Consider the following 20,844-nt stretch of genomic DNA (forward strand, 5'->3'; position numbering starts at 1 on the left):
GCTTCTCCTGTCCGCCGTGCCTACTTCTTCCGGGCCAGGTTCACGCCGTCGCCGATCGGGATCAGCACGTGCTCCACCCGGTCGTCCTCGTGGACACGGATGTTGAACGCGCGGATCCCCTGCACGTTGGTGGCGTTCTCCTCGGGGTCGACGACCTGTCCGTGGTGGAGGGTGTTGTCGGCGAGCAGCAGACCGCCGGGACGGATCCGCGGCACCAGCTCCTCCCAGTAGTCGACGTAGTCCTCCTTCTCGGCGTCGATGAAGGCGAGGTCGAACTGCGGCTCCAGCGGCAGCGCGCGCAGCGTGTCCAGCGCCGGTCCGAGCTTCAGGGTGATCGTGTCCTCCAGCCCGGCCCGCTTCCAGTACCGCTGGGCGACCGAGGTCCACTCCTCACTGATGTCGCACGCCAGCAGCGAGCCGCCGGCCGGCAGCCCACGGGCCATGCAGAGGGCCGAGTAGCCGGTGAAGCTGCCGATCTCCACGATCCGCCGCGCGCCCGAGATCTGGACGAGAAGCGTCATGAACGCCCCCTGCTCGGGGGCGATCTGCATGAAGTTGTCGTCGGGGAAGAGCTTCTCGGTCTCGTCCGCGAGGTCGAGCAGGATCTCGTCCGGAGCGGTCGCGTTCGCCGCCACGTACTCCTGGAGCTTCGGGATGAGGGAATCCGTTGTCCGCGTCATGGGCTCTATGGGCCATCAATTCCCGGACCTGCGCAAACCCCTGTTCCGCTGTACGGCACGCGGGGATGACGTGTGAAGGTCCAGAACATTTCCTGGTACCGGTGTCGGCCACGTCAGCGAGAGGAGCCCGGTCATGACCGCATCCAGGCAGGAGACAGGCATGTCCGAGGCGCAGCGTGCCGACCTGATCCGCCCGTTGCCCGAACTGCTCGCCAGACATGCCGCGCTGCGTGGGGCCAAGGTCGCATTCTCCGACGAGCGGCGGGCCGTGACCTACGAGGAGCTGGACCGGCGTACGGCCCGGCTCGGCGGCCACCTGGTCGCCCTCGGCCTGCCCCGGGGCGCGCGGGTGATGCTCCTGCTGGGCAACCGCGTGGAGATGGTGGAGGGCTACCTCGGCGTCAACCGCGCCGGCTGCGTCGGCGTGCCCGTCAACCCGCACTCCTCCGACGCGGAACTCCTGCACGCGCTCACCGACAGCGACGCCGGGGCGGTGATCACCGACACCGCGCACGCCGACCAGGTCCGCGCGCTGCTGCCGGCCGGACGGCGGCACCTCGTCGTGGTCGGCGGCCACCCGGACGCGGTGTCGTACGAGGACCTGCTCGCCCGCGAGCCGGCCGTCCCGGCCCGCGACGACCTCGGCCTGGACGAACCGGCCTACCTGCTCTACACCTCGGGGACGACGGGTCGCTCCAAGGGCGTCCTGGTCGCGCTGCGCGCCGTGCTGTGGAACGCGGCCAACTGCTACGCCCCGCTCATCGGACTGTCCGAGGCGGACACGCTGCTGTGGCCGCTGCCGCTGTTCCACACCTTCGGCTACAACCTGTGCGTGATGGGCGTGCTCTCGGTCGGCGCCACCGCCCATGTCGTCCCGGGCTTCTCCGCTGCCGAGGTCCTGCACGAACTGAACTCCCGGCCCTACACCTTCCTCGTCGGCGTGCCGACGGTGTACCACAACCTGCTCCGGGCCGCCGAGACGGAAGACCTCAAGCTGCCCGAGATGCGGGTGTGCATCATCGCGGGCGCGGTCACCACGGCCGCGTTCGCCGAGGCGTTCGAGGCCGCGTTCGGCATCTGGCTCACGGACAACTACGGCTGCACCGAGATGAGCGGGCCGATGGCCACCATGCGGCCGGGCGGTGAGCGGGTGCCCGGTTCGTGCGGTCTGCCGGTACCCGGCCTCGACCTGCGGGTGGTGGACCCCGAGACCGGCGTCGACGTGCCGACCGGCGAGGTCGGCGAGATCTGGGTCAGCGGCCCGAGCGTCATGCTCGGCTACCACAACCTGCCGGAGGCCACCGAGGCGGCGCTGAAGGGCGGCTGGTACCACACCGGCGACCTCGCCCGCCGCGACGAAGACGGCTACCTCTTCATGTCCGGCCGACGCAACGACGTGATCATCCGCGGCGGGGAGAACGTCCACCCCAGCGAGATCGAGTCCGTCCTCGGCCGGGTGCCCGGGGTGCGCGACGCGGCGGTGACGGGACGGGACGACGACGAGCTGGGCCAGGTCCCGGTGGCGCTGGTGGTGCCGGGACCCGGCGGGGTCGACCGCGCGGAACTGTTCGCGCGCTGCCGCCGGGAACTCGCCTACTTCAAGGTGCCGGTGGAGATCCGCGCCGTGACGGCGCTGGCGAAGACGGCCACCGGCAAGATCGTGCGCCAACCGCTGGCCGAGTTGCCCGGCCGGCTGCTCGCGGTCACCGGCCACCACGACGGCCTGCACCTGATGGGCGCCGACGGGGAACAGACCCTGCTCCCGGCGACCGAACTGCCCGCGGTCAGCCCGCTGGAGGGCCGCGACGTGGCCCTGACGGGAGACGCCGGCGACCTCCCGGACCTGATCGCCCACCACCTGGTGGCCGGCCACCAGGCCCGCGCCGTGGTGCCGGACGGCACGGAGCTCGCCGCCACGGTCACCGTCACCGGCTCCACCGTGACGATCACCGTCGACGGGGCCGCCCCCACCACCCTGGTGCTGGCCGACGGGCTGACCGGCCACCGGATCCGCAACGCCGTGGACGTCGCGCTGAGCCGCCCGGGCAGCACGCTGGTCGCGGCCGTCCGGTCGGCGCCGGCCGCCGACCAGGGCCGGCTGCCTGCCAGGGTCGACCTGTCCGGGCTCACCGGGGCCGACCTCGACCACAAGCTCCTCGGCCTGGTCGCGGACGAGGTCGCCGAAGTGCTGGACGGCACCGGCGGTGTCGAGCCGGACCGGGCCCTGCGCGAGTACGGGCTCACCTCGGTGGGCGCCGTCCGGCTGCGCGACCGCGTCGCCGCCGCCACGGGGCTGCGCCTGGCCACGACCCTCGCCTTCGACCACCCCTCGGTACGGGCGATCGCCCGGCATCTGCGGGACCAGCTCACCGGCACGCCCGAACTCACCGGTTCACCCGGCCCCCGGGCCACGGCCGCGACCGACGACGACCCCGTCGTCCTCGTCGGTATCGGCTGCCGCTACCCCGGCGGGGTCACCTCCCCCGACGAACTGTGGCAGCTGGTGGCCGACGAGGTCGACGCCGTCGGCGCGTTCCCGGACGACCGGGGCTGGGACCTCGACCGGCTCGGTGACACCTCGCACACCCGCTGGGGCGGCTTCCTGCGTGAGGCGGCCGACTTCGACCCCGCGTTCTTCGGGATCTCGCCCCGTGAGGCGCTGGCGATGGACCCCCAGCACCGGCTGCTGCTGGAGACCTCCTGGGAGGCGCTGGAGCACACCGGCATCGACCCGACGTCCCTGCGCGGCGCGCAGGTCGGGGTGTACACGGGGCTGATGAACCAGGACTACGTGACCGACCAGGACCGGGTGCCCCGCGAACTGGAGGGCTACGTCGGCACGGCCACGGCCGGCAGCGTCGCCTCCGGGCGGATCGCCTACGTGCTGGGGCTGCGCGGTCCCGCGCTCAGCCTCGACACCGCGTGCTCCTCGTCCCTGGTGGCCATCCACCTCGCGGCGCAGGCCGTCCGCCGGGGCGAGTGCGAGCTGGCGCTGGCCGGCGGGGTGACCGTCATGGCGACACCCCGGACGTTCGTGGAGTTCAGCAGGCAGGGCGCGCTGTCCGAGGACGGCCGGTGCAAGGCGTTCGCCGCGGCGGCGGACGGCACCGGCTGGGCCGAGGGCGCCGGGATGGTCGTCCTCGAACGGCTGTCCAGCGCCCGCCGCGCCGGGCATCCCGTGCTGGCCGTGATCCGGGGTTCCGCGGTGAACCAGGACGGCGCCTCCAACGGGCTGACGGCGCCGAACGGGGCGGCCCAGCAGGAGGTGATCCGGCTCGCCCTGCGGGACGCCGGTCTGGCACCGGATGACGTGGACGTGGTCGAGGCCCACGGCACCGGCACCCGGCTCGGCGACCCGATCGAGGCGGGCGCGCTGCTGGCCGCCTACGGGCAGGGCCGCAGCGCCCCGCTCTGGCTGGGCTCGCTGAAGTCCAACATCGGGCACGCCCAGGCCGCCGCCGGGGTCGGCGGTGTCATCAAGGTCGTCCAGGCCATGCGGCACCGCACCCTGCCGAGGACCCTGCACGTGGACGAGCCGTCACCGCACGTCGACTGGGCGTCGGGAGACGTCCGGCTGCTCACCGAGAGCATGCCGTGGCCGAAGCGGGACCGGCCGGCGCGCGCCGCCGTCTCCTCGTTCGGCGTCAGCGGCACCAACGCGCACCTGATCCTGGAGGCACCGCCGCAGCCGTCCGCGCAGGCGCCCGCAGGCGAGCCGTCCGTCGTCGCGTTGACGCTGTCGGGCAGGACGCCCGAGAGGCTGCGGGAGTGGGCGGCCCGGCTGCTCCCCGTGGCCGGTCAGGCCGCGCCGGTGGACCTCGCGCACTCCCTCGCGGCGTCCCGCGCGCACTTCGCCCACCGCGCCGTCGTCGTCGGAGGCGACCGTGAAGAACTGCTGGCCGGGGTACGGGCCGTCGCCGAGGGACAGCCGGCGCGGAACGTGGTCCTCGGAGCGGCGGACACGGAGGGGAGGACGGTGTTCGTCTTCCCGGGCCAGGGCACCCAGTGGCTCGGCATGGCCGCCGGCCTGATGGACGAGCCGGTGTTCGCCGCCTCCCTCTCCGCCTGTGAACGGGCGCTCGCCCCCCACGTGGACTGGTCACTCACCGAGGTGCTCGCCGACGGCGCCGACCGCCTGGAGCGGGCGGACGTCGTACAGCCCGTCCTGTTCGCGGTGATGGTGTCGCTGGCCGCCCTGTGGCGCTCCCGCGGCGTCGAACCGGACGCGGTGCTCGGTCACTCGCAGGGCGAACTCGCGGCGGCGTGCGTCGCGGGCGCACTGACGCTGGAGGAGGCCGCCCGCGTCGTCGCGGTGCGCAGCCAGGTCATCGCCGAACTCGGCGGCGGCGCCGGCATGGCGTCGGTGACCGCCTCGCGCTCGCAGCTGGAGTGGCTGCTGGAGCGCTGGCCCGACCAGCTCTGGATCGCCGCGTTCAACGGCCCCTCCACCACCGTGGTCGCCGGTGACGACCTGGCGATCGACGGGCTGCTCACCGAATGCGCCCTGGACGGCCTGCACGCCCGCCGGGTCCGCGTCGGCTACGCCTCGCACTGCCCGAAGGTGGAGGAACTGCGCGAGGAGCTGACGGCCCGGCTGGGAGAGGTGCGCACGACCGAGCCGTCGGTGCCCATGTACTCCACGGTGGATCTGGACTGGGTCGGCGACACCCCGCTCACCGGCGCGTACTGGTACCGCAACCTCCGGCAGCCCGTGCGGTTCCAGCAGGCCGTCGAGCACCTCGTCGACCAGGGGTTCCGCGTCTTCGTGGAGTCCAGCTCGCACCCGGTGCTGACCTCCGCGATCGAACAGACGCTGGAGGAAAGTGACACGACCGGGGTCGTCACCGGGACCCTGCGCCGCGACGACGGCGGCCTCGACCGGTTCCTGACCTCCGCCGCGCAGCTGTACACGCGTGGGCGGGACGGCGTACGCCTTGCCACCGGCACCGGGCGGCCCGTGCCCCTGCCGACCACACCGTTCCAGCGGCAGCGGTACTGGCTCACCGCGACCGCCTCGGAAGGGGCGAGGACCGGCCACCCGCTGCTCGGCAAGTTCACCGAGGCCGCCCGCACCGGCGCGTTCGTGGCCGGCGGCCGGGTCGCGCCGGCTGAGCAGCCGTGGCTGGCGGACCACGCGGTGAACGGCACCTGCCTGCTGGCCGGCACCGCCGTGCTCGACCTCGCCCTGCGCGCCGCGCACAGCGCGGGAACCGGCGTCGGTGAACTGGTCATCGGGGCGCCTCTGGCCCTGTCCCGGCAGGGCGCGGCGGAGCTCCAGGTCGTCGCGGACCCGGCCCAGCGCACGGTGGAGGTGTTCAGCAGGCCCGAACAGCCCGGCGGCCAGTGGCGACGCCATGCCCAGGGCACGCTGTCCGCCGAAGTACCGCCCCCGGCCGGGGCGTTGGCCGGGGAGTCGGCCGGGGAGCTGTCTGGGGGGTTCCCCGCCCTCCTGCCGCCGCCCGACGCCGAGGTCGTCCCCGTCGATTACGCCTCGCTGGCCGCACGCGGATACGAGTTCGGTCCCGCGTTCAGGGCGCTGCACGGGCTGTGGCGGCGCGGCGAGGAACTCTTCGCCGAACTGCGGCTGCCGGGCGAGGCGCCCGTCGGCTTCACCGGCCCCGGCCTGCACCCCGTCCTCGCCGACGCCGCCCTGCACGCCCTCGCCCTCACCGAGGAGCGCCCCGACGGACACGTCGGCCTGCCCTTCGTCTGGCACGACGTGTGGGCCGGCGACCGCCACGCCCCCCACGCCCACGCCCACCTGGCGCCGAGCGGACAGGACGAGTACACCGTCACCATCGCCACCACCGACGGCGAACCCTTCTTCCGGGGCACCCTCGGCATCCGTGCGGTGGCCCTGCGCGAGCTGACGGGAGCGGTGCCGACGGACTCGGCGTACCGGACCCGATGGACCGAACTCCCCGCCCCGCCGACGGCACCCGCGCCGAAGTGGGCCCTGCTGGGGACCGACCACCTCGGGGTGCCCGTCGACCCGGTCGAACTCGCCGACGCCGACGCGGCCCTGTACGTCCCGCCGCTCGACGACGTCCGGGCGGCGGTGCTCGACACGCTGTCCCACCTGCGGCGCTGGCTGGAGGCCGACCGTCCGGCCGACGTCCCGCTCGTCGTGCTGACCCGCAGTGACGACCTGGCCCACGCGGCGGCGCGCGGCCTGGTCCGGTCGGCGCAGTCCGAGCACCCCGGACGGTTCCTGCTGGCCGAGACGGACGACGACTCCCGTTCCCCGGCGCGACTGGCCGATGTCGTCGCCGCCGGACGGCCCCACGTGCGCATCGGCGCAGGACGGCTCCAGGCACCGGAACTGGCTCGGGTCTCCCCGGGGCGCGGCGCGAGGCCGGACCTCGCCGGCGGCACCGTCCTCATCACCGGCGGCACCGGCACCCTCGGATCACTGCTCGCCCGGCACCTGGTGACCGAGTACGGCGTCCACGGTCTCCTGCTCACCAGCCGCAGGGGAGCACGGGACGCCGGCCCGCTGCTCACCGAACTGACCGGGCTGGGCGCCGAGGTCGACGTCGTCGCCTGCGACGTCGCCGACCGCGACAGCCTCGCCGCCGCCCTCGACCGGGTGCCCGCAGGGCGCCCGCTGGTCGGGGTCGTGCACGCGGCCGGGGCGCTCGCGGACGGCGTGCTGACCGGGCTGACCGCCGAGCAGGTGGAGCGGGTGCTGCGCCCCAAGGTCGACGGCGCGCTGAACCTGCACGAGCTGACCAAGGGCACCGACCTGGCCGCGTTCGTGCTGTTCTCCTCGCTGGCCGGGGTGCTCGGCAGCGCGGGGCAGGGCAACTACGCCGCCGCGAACGCGTTCCTGGACGCCTTCGCCGAACACCGCAGGGCCGACGGGCTGTCCGCGCAGTCCCTGGCGTGGGGCATGTGGGAGGAGATCTCCGGGATGACCGAGGTGCTGCGGGAGACCGTCCGGGACGGCGGCTCTCCCGACGACACCCTGCCCCTGCCCACCGATTTCGCGCTGGCCCTGTTCGACGAGGCGCTGCGGCAGGACGACGCTGCCCTCACCCTCGCCCGGTTCGACATCGCCAGGCTGCGCACCCGCGGGGCACCCCCGTTGCTGCGCGGCCTCGTACCCGCCGGACCGGCCCCCGCCGTATCCGCCGTCCCCCTGCGCGACCTGCCCCCGGCCGAGCGGGCCGGGCGGCTGCTGGCCGAGGTGCGCGCGGCCGCCGCCGACCTGCTGGGCCACCAGGACGCCGAGGCCGTGCAGCCGGACCGGAGCCTGGTCGAATCCGGCCTGGACTCGCTCGCCTCGGTGGCCCTGCGCAACCGGCTGAGCGCCCTGACCGGGCTGCGGCTGCCGGCCACGTTCGTGTTCGACCACCCGGTGCCGCGGGCCCTGGCCGATCACGTCCTGCGGATGCTGGCCGCTCCGGCGAAGGCGAGCACGTGAGCGCGGCGCGGCTGGACCCCAGATTGTCTACGGAGGTTGTGATGTCGGAGGTTGTGATGTCTCAAGGCATGCAGGACATGACGGACCTGAGCGGCTTGCGGGTCATGGTGACCGGGGCGGCCGGCGGCCTCGGCCGGGCCCTGGCCGAGTCGCTGCACGCGGCGGGCGCGCACCTGGTGCTCACCACGCGGACCGCCGACTCACTGCCCGGCGCCGCCGCCGGGCTCGACGGGTCCGCCGAGGTCGTCACCGCCGTCGCCGACGTCCGCAACGACGCCGAGCTGGCCGCGGCCGTCAAGCTGGCCACCGAACGGCTCGGCGGGATCGACGTCCTGGTCAACAACGCCGGTGTGCCCGGACCGGTCGGACCCGCCTGGGAGAACTCCCCGGCCGAGTGGCGGCACACCCTGGAGGTCAATCTGGAGGGCCCCCTGGCCGCCTGCCGCGCGGTGCTGCCCGGCATGATCGAGCGCGGCCACGGGCGGGTCGTCTCGATCTCCAGCCACGCGGGGCACACCCGCTGGCCGTACGTCAGCGCCTACTCCGTCTCCAAAGCGGCGGTCAACAAACTCACCGAGAACCTCGCCATCGAACTGCTTCCGCACGGGATCACCGCGTTCGGTTACCACCCGGGAATCGTGGACGTCGGCCTCGGCGCGATCACCCCAGAGGCCCGGGACAGCGACAACCCCTGGGAACGCCGCCTCACGTCCTGGCTCGACGCTCAGCGCGAGGCCGGCCGCTACGTCCCCATCGACGAGGCCGTCGCCAACCTGATCCGGCTGGTCCGGGGCGACGCGGACGCCCTCACCGGGCGCTACCTGACGTACGAGGACGACCTCCAGTCCCTCGCGGCAGCCACCGGCCGCGCCTGACGCCGCGTCGGGGGAGCGCGAGCGATGCGTGAGCGGACGGGACGGCACGAGCCGACATGAGCCGGACTGGCGAACCTCCGGACGCATGCTGGCCGGGTGGTCTTGGATGCAGGAGATACATCCAGAATCACACGACAAGCTTTGGCCAGGACTTTTGATCCATTGGTTGTGGGTTCGAGTCCCACAGGGCCTACGGACGGTGGTCGGCGGATACCGCCTCCGACCTGCTGTGCGGCGCCCGTTCCGGCTTCGGCCGGGGCGGGCGCCGCGGTGTTCGGGATCATGGGACCTTCGCGCAGCCCGCCCACGACCCGAGGAGCCTCCATGACCGCCGGCATCGACACCCCCGACCCCCGGGGCCGCACCGGCCTGCACCTGCACGGCCGCGACCTCACCGGGAACCCGCGCGTCCGCATCCTCGACGTGGAGGTCCTCGCCTGCGACTGGGCGGTCCTGCGGCGGACGACCTTCGACTACCGGCACCAGGACGGCCACTGGAGCCGGGAGCGGCGGGAAACCTACGACCGGGGCGACGGCGCGACGATCCTGCTCTACGACCCCGTACGGGAAACGGTCCTGCTGACCCGTCAGTTCCGACTGCCCGCCTACGTCAACGGCCACCCCGACGGGATGCTGCTGGAGACCGCGGCCGGGCTGCTGGACGGCGACGACCCGAAGGCGGCGATCCGCCGTGAGGCCGTCGAGGAGACGGGACGTACCGTCCACGAGGTGGAGCACGTGTTCGACGCGTTCATGAGCCCCGGTTCGGTGACCGAGCGCCTGGGCTTCTTCGCCGCCCCCTACGACGGCTCGGCCCCCGGCGCCGACACTGCGGGTGTGGCGGCCGAGGGCGAGGACATCGCCGTCGTGGAGCTGCCGTTCACGGAGGCCCTCGGCCTGGTCCGCTCCGGCGGGATCGCCGACGCGAAGACCATCATGCTGCTCCAGTGGGCGGCGCTGGACGGTCCGTTCAGCCGGCGCTGAGCTGGGCCAGCGGCAGCGTGTGCTGGGTCTGGAGGACCTTCGCACGCAGATAGCGGACGTTGTGCGGGGTGGTGAACACACCGGTCGGGACCCGGTCGTGGACGTCGATGCCGAGCGCCCGCAGCTGGTCGGCCTTGTCGGGGTTGTTGGACAGCAGGTCCAGGCTGGTGACGCCGAGGGCGTTCAGCATCTGGGCGGCGGCGGTGTAGTCGCGGCCGTCCTCGGGCAGTCCGAGGGCGGCGTTCGCCTCGTAGGTGTCCAGGCCCTGGTCCTGGAGGGCGTAGGCGTCGAGCTTGTTGTAGAGGCCGATGCCACGGCCCTCCTGGCGCAGGTAGAGCAGGATGCCGCCGGTCTCGGCTATGCGTTCCACCGCCTCGCGCAGCTGGGGGCCGCAGTCGCAGCGGGCCGAGCCGAAGACGTCCCCGGTGAGGCACTCGGAGTGCAGGCGGACCAGCGGGACGGTGTCGGGCGCCGCCTCGCCGAGCACGACGGCGACATGCTCCTGCCCGTCGGCCAGGCCGTGGAAGGTGACCAGCTCGGCGTCGACGGAGTAGCCGTCGTGGAAGCGCAGCGGAACCCGGACGCGGGCGCGCTGGGTGGCGGCGGGGGTGTCGGGCATGCGGGTCTCCCGGGGCGAGTGCGGTCGGTACGGCTTCTGCTTCAGATTTGAAGCAGTGAGCCGGGTGAGACCCTACCCCATGCTTTAAATTTAAAGCAACGGGATTGTGGCCCGACTCACGAGCTCCCGGAACATCCGGATGAACGCCGCCGCCAAGGCAGTTCTTCCGGCAGCGCCTCGCCGTCCTCCTGGAATCCGGCGACCACCTGCGTGAAGATCTCCTCCAGTTGGCGTACCTGCTCGGGGGTGAGCCGGTCGAAGAGGCCGGCGCGGACGGTCTCCACATGGCCGGGGGCCAGCCGCTCCAGGGCCGCCATGCCCTCCTCCGTCAGCACCGCTACGCTGCCGCGCTTGTCCCAGCGGCAGTCCTCGCGCCGCAGCAGCCCGTCCTTCTCCAGCCGGGTCACTGCGTACGTCAGCCGGCTGCGCGTGATCTTCAGCGACTCCGCGAGATCCGTCATCCGCAGCCGCCGCTCGGGGGACTCGGACAGGTTCGCGAGGATGGAGTAGTACAGATGGGGCAGGCCGGCCTCCTGCTGGAGCTGCCGGTCGATGGCGTCCTCCAGGAGGAGATAACCGGCGACGTACGCGCGCCAGGCGCGCTGCTCCTCGGGGGTGAGCCAGCGGGTCGTCATGCGTCCAGTGTAGGTTTGTTTCAAACTTGAACCAAGACCCACCTCAGTGCCGAACCAGCCCGTGCCCCAGGGGAGCCGCGCCCATGTCGTACCCGTACGTCCTGCTGTCCGCCGCCGTCTCCCTCGACGGCTGTCTGGACGACACCACTCCCGAGCGCCTGCTGCTGTCCAGCCCCGCCGACTTCGACCGGGTCGACGAGGTACGGGCCTCGGTCGACGCGATCCTCATCGGCGCCGGCACCATCCGCGCGGACAACCCCCGGCTGCTGGTGAACTCCGCCGACCGCAGGCACGCGCGCGTGGCGGCCGGAAAGCCGGAGTATCCCCTCAAGGTCACCGTCAGTGGCTCAGGCGACCTCGACCCGGCCGCCCGCTTCTGGCACACCGGCGGCGACAAGATCGTCTACACCACGGACCGGGGCGCCCGGCGCGCCGAGGCGCTGGGCATCGCGGCCGAGGTCGTCCCGCTCGGCCCCGACCTGGACTGGCGCCGCCTCCTGGAGCACCTCCACGACGAGCGCGGTGTGCGCCGGCTCATGGTCGAGGGCGGCGGCACCATCCACACCCAGCTGCTCCAGCAGGGCCTCGCCGACGAGGTCCAGCTCGTCCTCGCCCCCCTCTTCGTCGGCGACCCCGGCGCGCCCCGCCTCTTCGGCCCCGGCGCCTACCAGGGCGGACGGCTCCGCCTGACCGAGACCCGGCAAATCGAGGACGTCGTCCTCATGCGCTACGAGCCCACCGCCCCCGGCACCGGCCCGCTCCCCTCCGCCGCCGACCGGCACTGGCTGGCCCTCGCCTGTGAGCTCGCCGCCCAGTGCCCGCCCTCCCCGACCGCCTTCAGCGTCGGCGCGGTGATCGTCGCCGCCGACGGCACGGAACTGGCGCGCGGCCACTCCCGCGAGGGCGGCGACCCCGTCGTCCACGCCGAGGAGGCCGCCCTCGCCCGACTCGACCCGGCCGACCCCCGGCTGGCCACGGCCACGGTCTACAGCAGCCTCGAACCCTGCGCCCGCCGCGCCTCCCGCCCCAGGCCCTGCGCCCGGCTCATCCTCGACGCGGGCGTGCGCCGGGTGGTCACCGCCTGGCGGGAGCCGGACACCTTCGTGACGGCCGCCGACGGAAACGGGCTGCTGACGGCCGAGGGCGTGGACGTCGTCGTCCTCCCGGAGTACGCCGAGCGGGCGAGGGTGCCGAACCTGCACCTGACCGGGTGATACAGTGGTGTCACCGACGCGGGGTGGAGCAGCTCGGTAGCTCGCTGGGCTCATAACCCAGAGGTCGCAGGTTCAAATCCTGTCCCCGCTACTGAAGGCCGAGGGCCGGAATCCGAAAGGGTTCCGGCCCTCGGTGTTTGGCGCGTGCGCCCTCCGCCCCGTGCTTGTGGTGGCTGTACCTCGCCTGTGTATTCCGGCAACTCGCCCGTTTTTCACCGGTCATGGCCCGAAAGTCCAGGCCAAAAAAGGTTGTTGATCAAGCAGAAGAGCTTGGAAAGCTACGCCCGGGTCTATTAACGTTCGATAACGCAGCGCGGTCGTCCCAGCCGTCACAAGAGTCGGCTCCGTGCGCACGCGCCGAATCCCGTAAGGGAACCGGGGAACCACCACCCTGGGGTGAATCGCACGGAAGCCGTAGTGAACTCACGGAGTCACGAACGGTTTACGCGCGTAGGAGACCTTCCCGCTCCGAACCCGTCAGCTAACCCGGTAGGCGTCGGAAGGAAAGGAGTACGCCCGCGTGGCGTCCAACCGGCCTGCTCCCGAAGCCCCCTTCGCGCCGAGCCAGCGTTCCTCTTCCGACACCTTCGGCTACGGCAGCTACCGCAGCGAAGAGGGCCCCTGGGAGGAGTGGAATCCCACCGAGGACTCCCTCGCCCCGGTCCGGGGCAAGCACCGGGTCGCCAAGCAGCGCGGCGGCGGATTCGCCCGCAGCTCCACGGTCCTCGGCGTCGGCGTCATCGCCGCCTTCAGCGCCGGCGGCATGGCCAGCGCCAACACCGGCAAGCCCCCGGTCTCCATCGCCATGCCGGACCTGCCCTCCGTGGGCTCCCTCATCTCCGACGACGACTCCGGCCAGGACACCGCGCCCGCGCTCGCCGGCTTCGGCACCGAGGCCTCCGTGGCCACCGACAACAACAGCGGCGGAGCCGCCGCCGACGCCGGCGAGGCGCTGCGCGAGCGGATCATGGCGCAGGCCGAGTCGCAGCAGAGCCAGGTCGCCGAGCGCGCCGAGGCCGCCGCGGCCAAGGCGGAGGCGGCCGCCGTCGCCAAGGCCGACCAGGACGCGAAGGCCGCGGCCGCCGCCGCGAAGAAGAAGGCCGAGCAGGCCGCCAAGGAGAAGGCCGAGGCCGCGCGCCTGGCCGAGCTGGCCAAGCAGTACACGCTGCCGACCTCCTCGTACACGCTCACCGCGACCTTCGGCCAGGCCGGCGCCTACTGGTCCTCCGGCTACCACACCGGCCTGGACTTCGCCGCCCCCACCGGCACCCTCATCAAGGCCGTCCACAGCGGCACCATCACCGAGGCGGGCTGGGCCGGCTCCTACGGCTACCGCACCATCCTCACCCTGGACGACGGCACCGAGCTGTGGTTCTGCCACCAGTCCTCGATCAACGTCAGCGCCGGCCAGAAGGTCGGCACCGGTGACGTGATCGGCCGCGTGGGCGCCACCGGCAATGTGACCGGCGCCCACCTCCACCTGGAGGTCCACCCCGACGGCGCCGCCAACGGCATCGACCCGATGGCCTGGCTGCACAGCAAGGGGCTCAACCCGTAAGGGTGCCGTTTCCTGTGCCGTCCTCCCGGTGCCGTGCTCCTGATGCCGTCCTGTCGGGAGCGGTCCTGTTCACACGTTCTTCGTATGCTTCGGCGCGACGGACGGAATGGGCCGCTCCGAAGACGGTGTTGACGTAGGACATGACTTCTCTGCGCAAGCTCGGCTCCTCGGACCTCGAGGTCTTCCCCCTCTCCCTCGGCGGCAACGTCTTCGGCTGGACCGCCGACGAGGCGACCTCCTTCGCCGTCCTGGACGCCTACGCCGCCGCCGGCGGCAACTTCGTCGACACCGCCGACTCCTACTCCGCCTGGGTCGACGGCAACAGCGGCGGCGAGTCCGAGACGATCATCGGCCGGTGGGTGCACAAGCGCGGCAACCGCGACGACGTCGTCATCGCCACCAAGGTCAGCCAGCACCCCGACTTCCCCGGTCTGACCGCCGCCAACATCAAGGCCGCCGCCGACGCGTCCCTCACCCGCCTCGGCACCGACCACATCGACCTCTACTACACCCACTTCGACAAGCCCGAGGTGCCGGTCGAGGAGATCATCGGCGCGCTGGACGAGCTGGTGCAGGCAGGCAAGGTGCGGCACATCGCCGCCTCCAACATCTCGCCCGAACGCCTCCGGGAGTCCCTGGAGTTCTCCGACCGCGAGGGCCTCGCCCGGTACGTCGCCGTCCAGCCGCACTACAACCTGGTCTCCCGCGACACCTACGAGGGCGGCCTGCAGGACCTCGCGGCCCGCTCCGGCCTCGCCGCCGTCCCCTACTACGCCCTGGCCTCCGGCTTCCTCACCGGCAAGTACCGCCCCGGTACGACGGTGGAGGGACCGCGAGCCGCGGGCGCCGGCCGGCATCTCGGCACCGAGCGGGGCGTCCGCGTCCTCGCCGCCCTCGACGAGATCGCTCGCGCCCACGGCACCGAGGTCGCCACGGTCGCCCTCGCCTGGCTCGCCGCCCGGCCGACGGTCGTCGCCCCCATCGCCTCCGCCCGCACCCTGGACCAGCTGCCGCCGCTGCTGGCGGTGGCCGAGATCGAGCTCACGGACGAGGAGATCACGCAGCTGACGGCGGCCTCGGCCTAGGCATCCCGCGCTCCCCGTCCCCTGCCCCTACGACCCTTACGACCGATAGGGGTTCTGGAGGGGATACGGCCCCGCCGGATACCCGTACCCGTAGTACCCGTGCGGGGCGCCGTAGCCCTGCGGGGCGCCGTAGCCCTGCGGGGCGCTGTACCCGTACCCGTAGACCGGCCCGGGCGCCACAGGCACCGTCATCCGCGCCGCGTGGTCCAGGGCCGGGCGGGCGACCTCCCGGCGCCGCCACAGCTCGTTCAGCAGTTCCCGTTCCCGTACGACGAAGTCGTCGCCCGCCCGCCCGCTCCGGCCCCGGTGCCGCAGGAACGCCAGCGAGGTCGCGTACGCCTCGTACTCGGCGACCGCCCGCGCGGCCGGCCGCCCCAGGTGCCGCTTGGCGTAGTCGCGGGCCAGCCGCCGCGCCCGCATCGAGCCGAGCGCGTACGGTTCGGCCGGGGTGAGCCAGCCCGCCGCCGTGTACGCGGGCAGTTCCTCGCGGACCGTGCGCAGCTCCCGCTGCCGGGTCCACACCGCCAGCCAGGTGAGCAGCCCGAACACGGGCACCATGAACGACGCGTACACCGCGAAGAACCCGAACTCGCCGAAGGCCGACGAGCCGTTCCACAGGGCGTGCATGCCCATCGCGAGGAGCAGCCCGCCCAGCGGGAACAGGACGCGGAGCACCGGCCGCCCGGGCCCGGAGCGTGCCGCGAGCCCGAAGCCGAGCCCGGTGAGCACCGTGAAGAGGGGGTGCGCGAACGGCGACATGACGATCCGCACGAAGAACGTCGCGGCCGTCACGGAGGCGATGCCGCTGTCCCCGCTGAGCTGGTCGGTGCCGAACGCGGTGCCCAGATAGAGGATGTTCTCGGTGAACGCGAAGCCGGTGGCGGTGATCCCGGCGACGACCACCCCGTCGACCGGCCCGGTGAAGTCGCGTCTGCGGAAGAGGAACACGAGCAGGATCGCGGCGGCCTTGGCGGACTCCTCGACGACGGGCGCTATGACCGTCGCCCCGAGGGTGTCCGCGCCGGACGGGTCCGCGGTGGCGGTGGCTATCCAGCGGGTGGCGAAGCTGTTGGCGACGATCGCGATCAGCGCGGCCGCGCAGGCACCCCAGGCGAAGGCGAACACCAGATTCCGCCAGGGCCCCGGCTCCACCCGGTCCAGCCAGCGGAAGGCGGCTATCAGCAGCGGCACCGGCAGTACCGCGAGCCCCAGCCCGACCAGGAACCCCTCGGTGCCGGTCTGTTCCCGCACCAGCGCCAGGATCACCAGCCCCGACAGCGTGAGCAGCGTGATGAGCGCCGCGTAGCGCACCCATCTCCTCTGCCACCAGTGCACCCGCCGGAGCCGGGCGTCCTCGTCCGGGCCGCCCGGGTGCGGCGGGTACGGCGGAAACGGGTGACTGATGGCCACGGCATCGACCCTAACGAGGGAGGGGACTGTGGTGGACGGTCTGTCGGTCAGTGATCGCCGTGCTGTACGCGACGGAAGAGGAGGTCGTTCACCACATGACCCTTGTCCAGCCCCTGGCCCTCGAAACGGGTCAGCGGCCGGAACGCGGGCCGGGGCGCGAAACCGCCGTCGGCCTGCGTGTTCTCGAAGTCGGGGTGGGCGGTGAGGACGTCCAGCATCTGTTCGGCGTACGGTTCCCAGTCGGTCGCGCAGTGCACGGTCGCCCCCGGCCGCAGCCGCGTCGCGGCCAGAGCGAGGAACTCCGGCTGGATGAGGCGCCGCTTGTGGTGGCGCTTCTTCGGCCAGGGGTCGGGGAAGAAGACGCGCAGCCCGGCCAGCGAGTCGGGGGTCAGCATCTCCCGCAGCAGGATGATCGCGTCGCCGTTGGCGACCCGGACGTTGTCCGCTCCGGCCCGGTCGGCGAGGTTGAGCAGATTGCCCTGACCGGGGGTGTGCACATCCACGGCGAGGATATTGGTGTCCGGGTCGGCGACCGCCATCTGCGCGGTGGCCTCGCCCATCCCGAACCCGATCTCCAGCACCACGGGTCTGTCGTTCCCGAACAGCTTGCCGAGGTCGACGGCGTGCCCGTCGATGTCGAGGCCCCACCGCGACCACAGCCGCTGCAGCGCGTCGGCCTGCCCGGCCGTCACCCGGCTGCGCCGGGGCTGGAAGCTCCTGATCCGCCGCTCGAAGTGCGACCCGGCGGGGTCGGCCTTCGGGCCGTCGGGGAAGCGCGGCGCCCCCTTGGCCCGGGTGTGCCGGACGGACTCGCCGGGGTGGTGCTCGCCGTCGGGAGCGGGCCGGGGGATTTCGGGGGTGTTCACGGAATCAGACACAGTGGGGTCGATTTTACTGCCGTGCGCCGGCCTCACCAGGGTCACCGGGTCTCCAGCACCTCCAGGGCCCTGCGGGCCACCTCCCGGCCGATCGGCAGCGAGGCCGTCGCCGCCGGGGAGGGAGCGTTCAGCACGTGCACCGCGCGGGCGCCCTCGCGGATCAGGAAGTCGTCCACCAGGCCGCCGTCCCGCAGCACGGCCTGCGCCCGCACGCCCGCGTCCGCCCGCACCAGGTCCGTCTCGCGGACCGCCGGCAACAACCGCCGCACCGCCTGCACGAACGCCCCCTTGGACACCGACCGCCGCAGCTCCCCGGCCCCGTACCGCCAGTGCCGGCGTCCCATCCGCCACACCCCGGGCCACGCCGCCGTCGCCAGCGCCTCCCGGGGCCGTACGACGCCCCAGTCGTACCCCTCACGGGCCAGCGCCGGGACGGCATTGGGGCCGACGTGCACCCCGCCGTCGATCCCCCTGGTCAGATGGACCCCGAGGAACGGGAACGCCGGATCGGGCACCGGATACACCAGTCCCCGCACCAGGTCGGGCCGCGCCAGTTCGTAGTACTCGCCCCGGAACGGCACGATCCGCACCTCCGGCTCGTCCCCGGTCATCCGGGCGATCTCGTCGCAGTACAGCCCCGCGCAGTTCACCAGCGCACGGCCCCGCACCACGTCCCCGCGCGCGGTGAGCACGGCCACTCCCCGCTCGGGCCGCCGGTCGATCCGCACCACCTCGGCGCCGTACCGGAGCTCCGCCCCGGAGGCCTCACCGAGCCGGTGGGCGACCGCCGTGTAGTCGCAGATGCCGGTCGTCCCGACGTGGATCGCGGCGAGTCCCCGCACCTCCGGCTCGTACTCCGCGAGCTGCGCGGTGCCCAGCTCCCGCACGGGTATGCCGTTCTCCCGGCCGCGCTGCACGAGCCCGTGCAGGCGGGGCAGCTCGTCCCGCTCGGTGGCGACGATCAGCTTGCCGGTGACGGCGTGCGCGATGCCGTACTCCGCGCAGAACTTGGTCATCTCCGCGGCGCCCCGGACCGCGTACCGCGCCTTCAGCGAGCCCGGACGGTAGTAGATCCCGCTGTGGATCACCCCGCTGTTGCGCCCGGTCTGGTGCCGGGCAGGTCCCGGCTCCTTCTCCAGCACGGTGACCCGGGTCCCGGGCGCACTCCGCGTGATCGCATACGCCGTGGACAGCCCGACGATGCCCCCGCCGACGACGAGCACGTCACAGTCGTACGCCACCACCTGCACCACCTCCGCCTTCGATAGTGCACTGCACCACTGACAGTCACTTCAAACGCAGGTCGGTACAGCCCACCCAGGGGCGCGGGGAACTGCGCGATCGACCACGACGCACCCGCACCTGCACGACCACAGCACAGGGCGGACGAGAGGCGAAGATCTTCTAGGCCGGAGCCATCAACAGCGGCCGTGCCCGCTCCCGCAGCTCCACGACCCTCGGCTCGTCCCCGTACGGCTCCAGCCGGTGCAGCAGGTCCTTCACGTACTCGGTGGTCCGCGCGGACGAGATCCGCCCCGCGACCTCCACCGCCCGCACGCCCTGCTCGCACGCCGCGTCCAGGTTCCCCGACTCCAGCTCGGCGACCGCGGACACGACCAGCCTGAGGCCGTGCGAGCGGACGAACTCCTCCGTCGGCTGCGACAGGGCCTGCTCGGTGAAGCGCCGCACCTGCCGCGGCGCCTTCAGGTCCCGGTAGCACTCGGCCGCGTCGGCGGCGAACCGGTCGTACGAGTAGAACCCGAGCCACGAGGGGTCGTGATCCCCCTCCCGCGCCCGCTCCAGCCAGCTCTCCGCCGCCTTCAGCGCCGCCCCGGCGGCCTGCGCGTCCCCCGCGCGGGCATGCGCGCGTGCCTCGACGAGCCGGAAGAAGCTCATCGTGCGGGCGGTCGCCAGCCCCCGGTTGCGCTCCAGAGCGGCCTGCGCGAGGTCGACGCCCTCGTCGCCGAAGCCCCGGTACGTCGCCTGGAGCGACATCGACGCCAGCACATACCCCCCGAGCGGTACGTCCGCCGCCGCGCGCGCGAGCCGCAGCGCCTGGATGTAGTACCGCTGGGCGGCCTCCTGCTGACCGGTGTCGAAGGCCATCCACCCCGCCAGCCGCGTCAGTTCGGCACTCGCCCCGAACAGGGCGCGCCCGACCTCGTCGGAGTACGCGCCCAGCAGCAGCGGCGCCGCCTCCACGCGCAGGCACTCGGGGACCATCGACGAACGCCAGTCCCCGCCGCCGTACTTGGAGTCCCACCGTCTGGCGTCCTCGGCGGCCTCCCGCAGCTTCTGCACATCGCTGTGGCCGACTTTGAGCGGTGCGCCGGTCCCCTCCAGGGAGTGGGCCTCACGCGCCACCGAACTGTCGGCCGGGGTTATCAGCCAGCGCGACGCGGGCGTTGCGTATGCGCTTACTGCGAATGATCCGGCCAGGGACTGCCAGATGCCCCCCGAACCGGCCCGGCGGCCGGCCAGGTCGAGGCGGTAGAGCTCCGTCGCCGAGCGCACGGCCTGGGCGACGTCCCTGGGGAAGGCGAGGCCCACTTCGGGCGCGGGGTCCGCGTCCGCCAGGCCGATCTCGTGGAGCGGCACCGGGCGGCCGAGCTTCTGCCCGATGGCGGCCGCGATGAGGTGCGGCGCGGCGCCCTGCGGCACCATGCCCTTCGACACCCAGCGCGCCACGGACGTCTTGTCGTAGCGAAGAGTCAACCCGCGTTGAGCGCCAAGGTCGTTGACGCGTCGCGCGAGTCCTGCGTTGCTGATTCCCGCGAGGGCGAGAACGGCGCCGAGCTTTTCGTTCGGCCCGCGTTGCTCCCTGGACATTGCGCCACCCCTCGACACATCCGGCTGCCGCTCTGGCATAACCACGCGGCATTCGTAAACCCAGCGTAGTTCGCCGCATCCCAAGCGTTAAGGGGCATTCTGCCGGTTGGCGGGATTGTGGTCCGTACGCGAGTGCGGGCCTCGGCACGGTCCGTCGCCGCGTGCTCCCGCTGTGTGGCCGTGCGCCTGCGTGTGCGCTCTTCTCCGGCCATCGGGGGAGCGGTTCCATAGGCCGTGCGTGGGTCGGCCCGCTGTACTGGATCCAGTGGGCTGGGGGACACCGCCGCCTTCATCCCCGCGGGCGGCGGAGCGGTCCGGGAGGCGCTTTCCGTCTCCCGGGCCGGCGCGGCCCGTGACGGGCACGCGCGTGTGCACGGAGCGTGTGCGGAGCCTGCGCACGGGACGGCCGACGGGACTCGCCCGCGCCGGATTTGGCCGAAAATCGACCCCGCGTTCCATGGGTGACAACGCCTCCGACCATGGAAATCGAGGGCGCACAGGGCGACTTGAGGGAGCGTACCGGGGGCGCATTCATGCCGCAGACACCGGGGTCCCTGCGGCCGCGCGGGCCGGCGCCGGCCCATCGAGGCGGGCGCACTCCCCGGATCACAAGCGGCGTCGCCTCCCTCTGCGGCGCGTTCTTCGTGGCAG

At 72.9% G+C, this 20,844-nt stretch carries 13 protein-coding genes, 1 tRNA gene and 1 riboswitch; of the genes, 7 read left to right on the plus strand and 7 right to left on the minus strand.

Annotated features, from left to right (window positions below):
- Positions 1–20: 20 nt before the first annotated feature.
- Complete coding sequence (locus tag U5640_RS24335; RefSeq protein WP_340377863.1) at positions 21–680, minus strand: O-methyltransferase; 660 nt, start codon at positions 678–680, stop codon at positions 21–23.
- A 133-nt stretch (positions 681–813) separates the two neighbouring features.
- Between U5640_RS24335 and U5640_RS24340 the strand changes: the two genes are divergently transcribed.
- From U5640_RS24340 to U5640_RS24350, 3 genes are all read left to right on the plus strand, one after another.
- Positions 814–8,106: a type I polyketide synthase gene (locus U5640_RS24340; RefSeq protein ID WP_340377864.1), complete on the plus strand. Its 7,293-nt coding sequence runs from the start codon at positions 814–816 to the stop codon at positions 8,104–8,106.
- Between the two features lie 77 nt (positions 8,107–8,183).
- Entirely contained in the window at positions 8,184–8,981 is a 798-nt protein-coding gene (locus tag U5640_RS24345; protein WP_340377865.1) for an SDR family oxidoreductase, read from the plus strand.
- Between the two features lie 324 nt (positions 8,982–9,305).
- The gene (locus U5640_RS24350) at positions 9,306–9,965 is read left to right on the plus strand and encodes an NUDIX domain-containing protein (protein ID WP_340377866.1); all 660 of its coding nucleotides are present in this window, start codon (positions 9,306–9,308) and stop codon (positions 9,963–9,965) included.
- Here the strand turns inward: U5640_RS24350 and ribA are convergent.
- Together ribA and U5640_RS24360 are read right to left on the minus strand one after the other, a co-directional pair.
- Positions 9,952–10,584: a GTP cyclohydrolase II gene (ribA, locus tag U5640_RS24355; RefSeq protein ID WP_340377867.1), complete on the minus strand. Its 633-nt coding sequence runs from the start codon at positions 10,582–10,584 to the stop codon at positions 9,952–9,954. The two genes, U5640_RS24350 and ribA, sit on opposite strands and share 14 nt — an antisense overlap.
- Positions 10,585–10,700: 116 nt before the next feature.
- Positions 10,701–11,219: a MarR family transcriptional regulator gene (locus U5640_RS24360; RefSeq protein ID WP_340377868.1), complete on the minus strand. Its 519-nt coding sequence runs from the start codon at positions 11,217–11,219 to the stop codon at positions 10,701–10,703.
- Between the two features lie 83 nt (positions 11,220–11,302).
- Between U5640_RS24360 and U5640_RS24365 the strand changes: the two genes are divergently transcribed.
- From U5640_RS24365 to U5640_RS24380, 4 genes are all read left to right on the plus strand, one after another.
- On the plus strand, positions 11,303–12,433 hold the full coding sequence (locus U5640_RS24365; RefSeq protein ID WP_340377869.1) for a dihydrofolate reductase family protein: 1,131 nt from the start codon (positions 11,303–11,305) through the stop codon (positions 12,431–12,433).
- 17 nt (positions 12,434–12,450) lie between these two features.
- Positions 12,451–12,524: transfer RNA gene (locus tag U5640_RS24370), tRNA-Met, on the plus strand.
- 254 nt (positions 12,525–12,778) lie between these two features.
- Positions 12,779–12,946, plus strand: a riboswitch (cyclic di-AMP (ydaO/yuaA leader).
- A 7-nt stretch (positions 12,947–12,953) separates the two neighbouring features.
- Positions 12,954–13,991 (plus strand): M23 family metallopeptidase, encoded by a 1,038-nt coding sequence (locus U5640_RS24375; RefSeq protein ID WP_340377870.1) that lies wholly within the window; start codon positions 12,954–12,956, stop codon positions 13,989–13,991.
- 140 nt (positions 13,992–14,131) lie between these two features.
- Complete coding sequence (locus U5640_RS24380; RefSeq protein ID WP_340377871.1) at positions 14,132–15,076, plus strand: aldo/keto reductase; 945 nt, start codon at positions 14,132–14,134, stop codon at positions 15,074–15,076.
- 36 nt (positions 15,077–15,112) lie between these two features.
- On the opposite strand, the gene U5640_RS24385 is transcribed toward U5640_RS24380, so the two are convergent.
- From U5640_RS24385 to U5640_RS24400, 4 genes are all read right to left on the minus strand, one after another.
- Entirely contained in the window at positions 15,113–16,411 is a 1,299-nt protein-coding gene (locus U5640_RS24385) for a PrsW family intramembrane metalloprotease (RefSeq protein WP_340385291.1), read from the minus strand.
- Between the two features lie 122 nt (positions 16,412–16,533).
- Entirely contained in the window at positions 16,534–17,364 is an 831-nt protein-coding gene (gene trmB, locus U5640_RS24390) for a tRNA (guanosine(46)-N7)-methyltransferase TrmB (RefSeq protein ID WP_340377872.1), read from the minus strand.
- 41 nt (positions 17,365–17,405) lie between these two features.
- Positions 17,406–18,617: an L-2-hydroxyglutarate oxidase gene (lhgO, locus tag U5640_RS24395; protein ID WP_340377873.1), complete on the minus strand. Its 1,212-nt coding sequence runs from the start codon at positions 18,615–18,617 to the stop codon at positions 17,406–17,408.
- 151 nt (positions 18,618–18,768) lie between these two features.
- Positions 18,769–20,193 (minus strand): hypothetical protein, encoded by a 1,425-nt coding sequence (locus U5640_RS24400; RefSeq protein WP_055638960.1) that lies wholly within the window; start codon positions 20,191–20,193, stop codon positions 18,769–18,771.
- Between the last annotated feature and the right edge of the window lie 651 nt (positions 20,194–20,844).

This window comes from Streptomyces sp. SS7, from assembly GCF_037993025.1.
Lineage (GTDB): Bacteria > Actinomycetota > Actinomycetes > Streptomycetales > Streptomycetaceae > Streptomyces.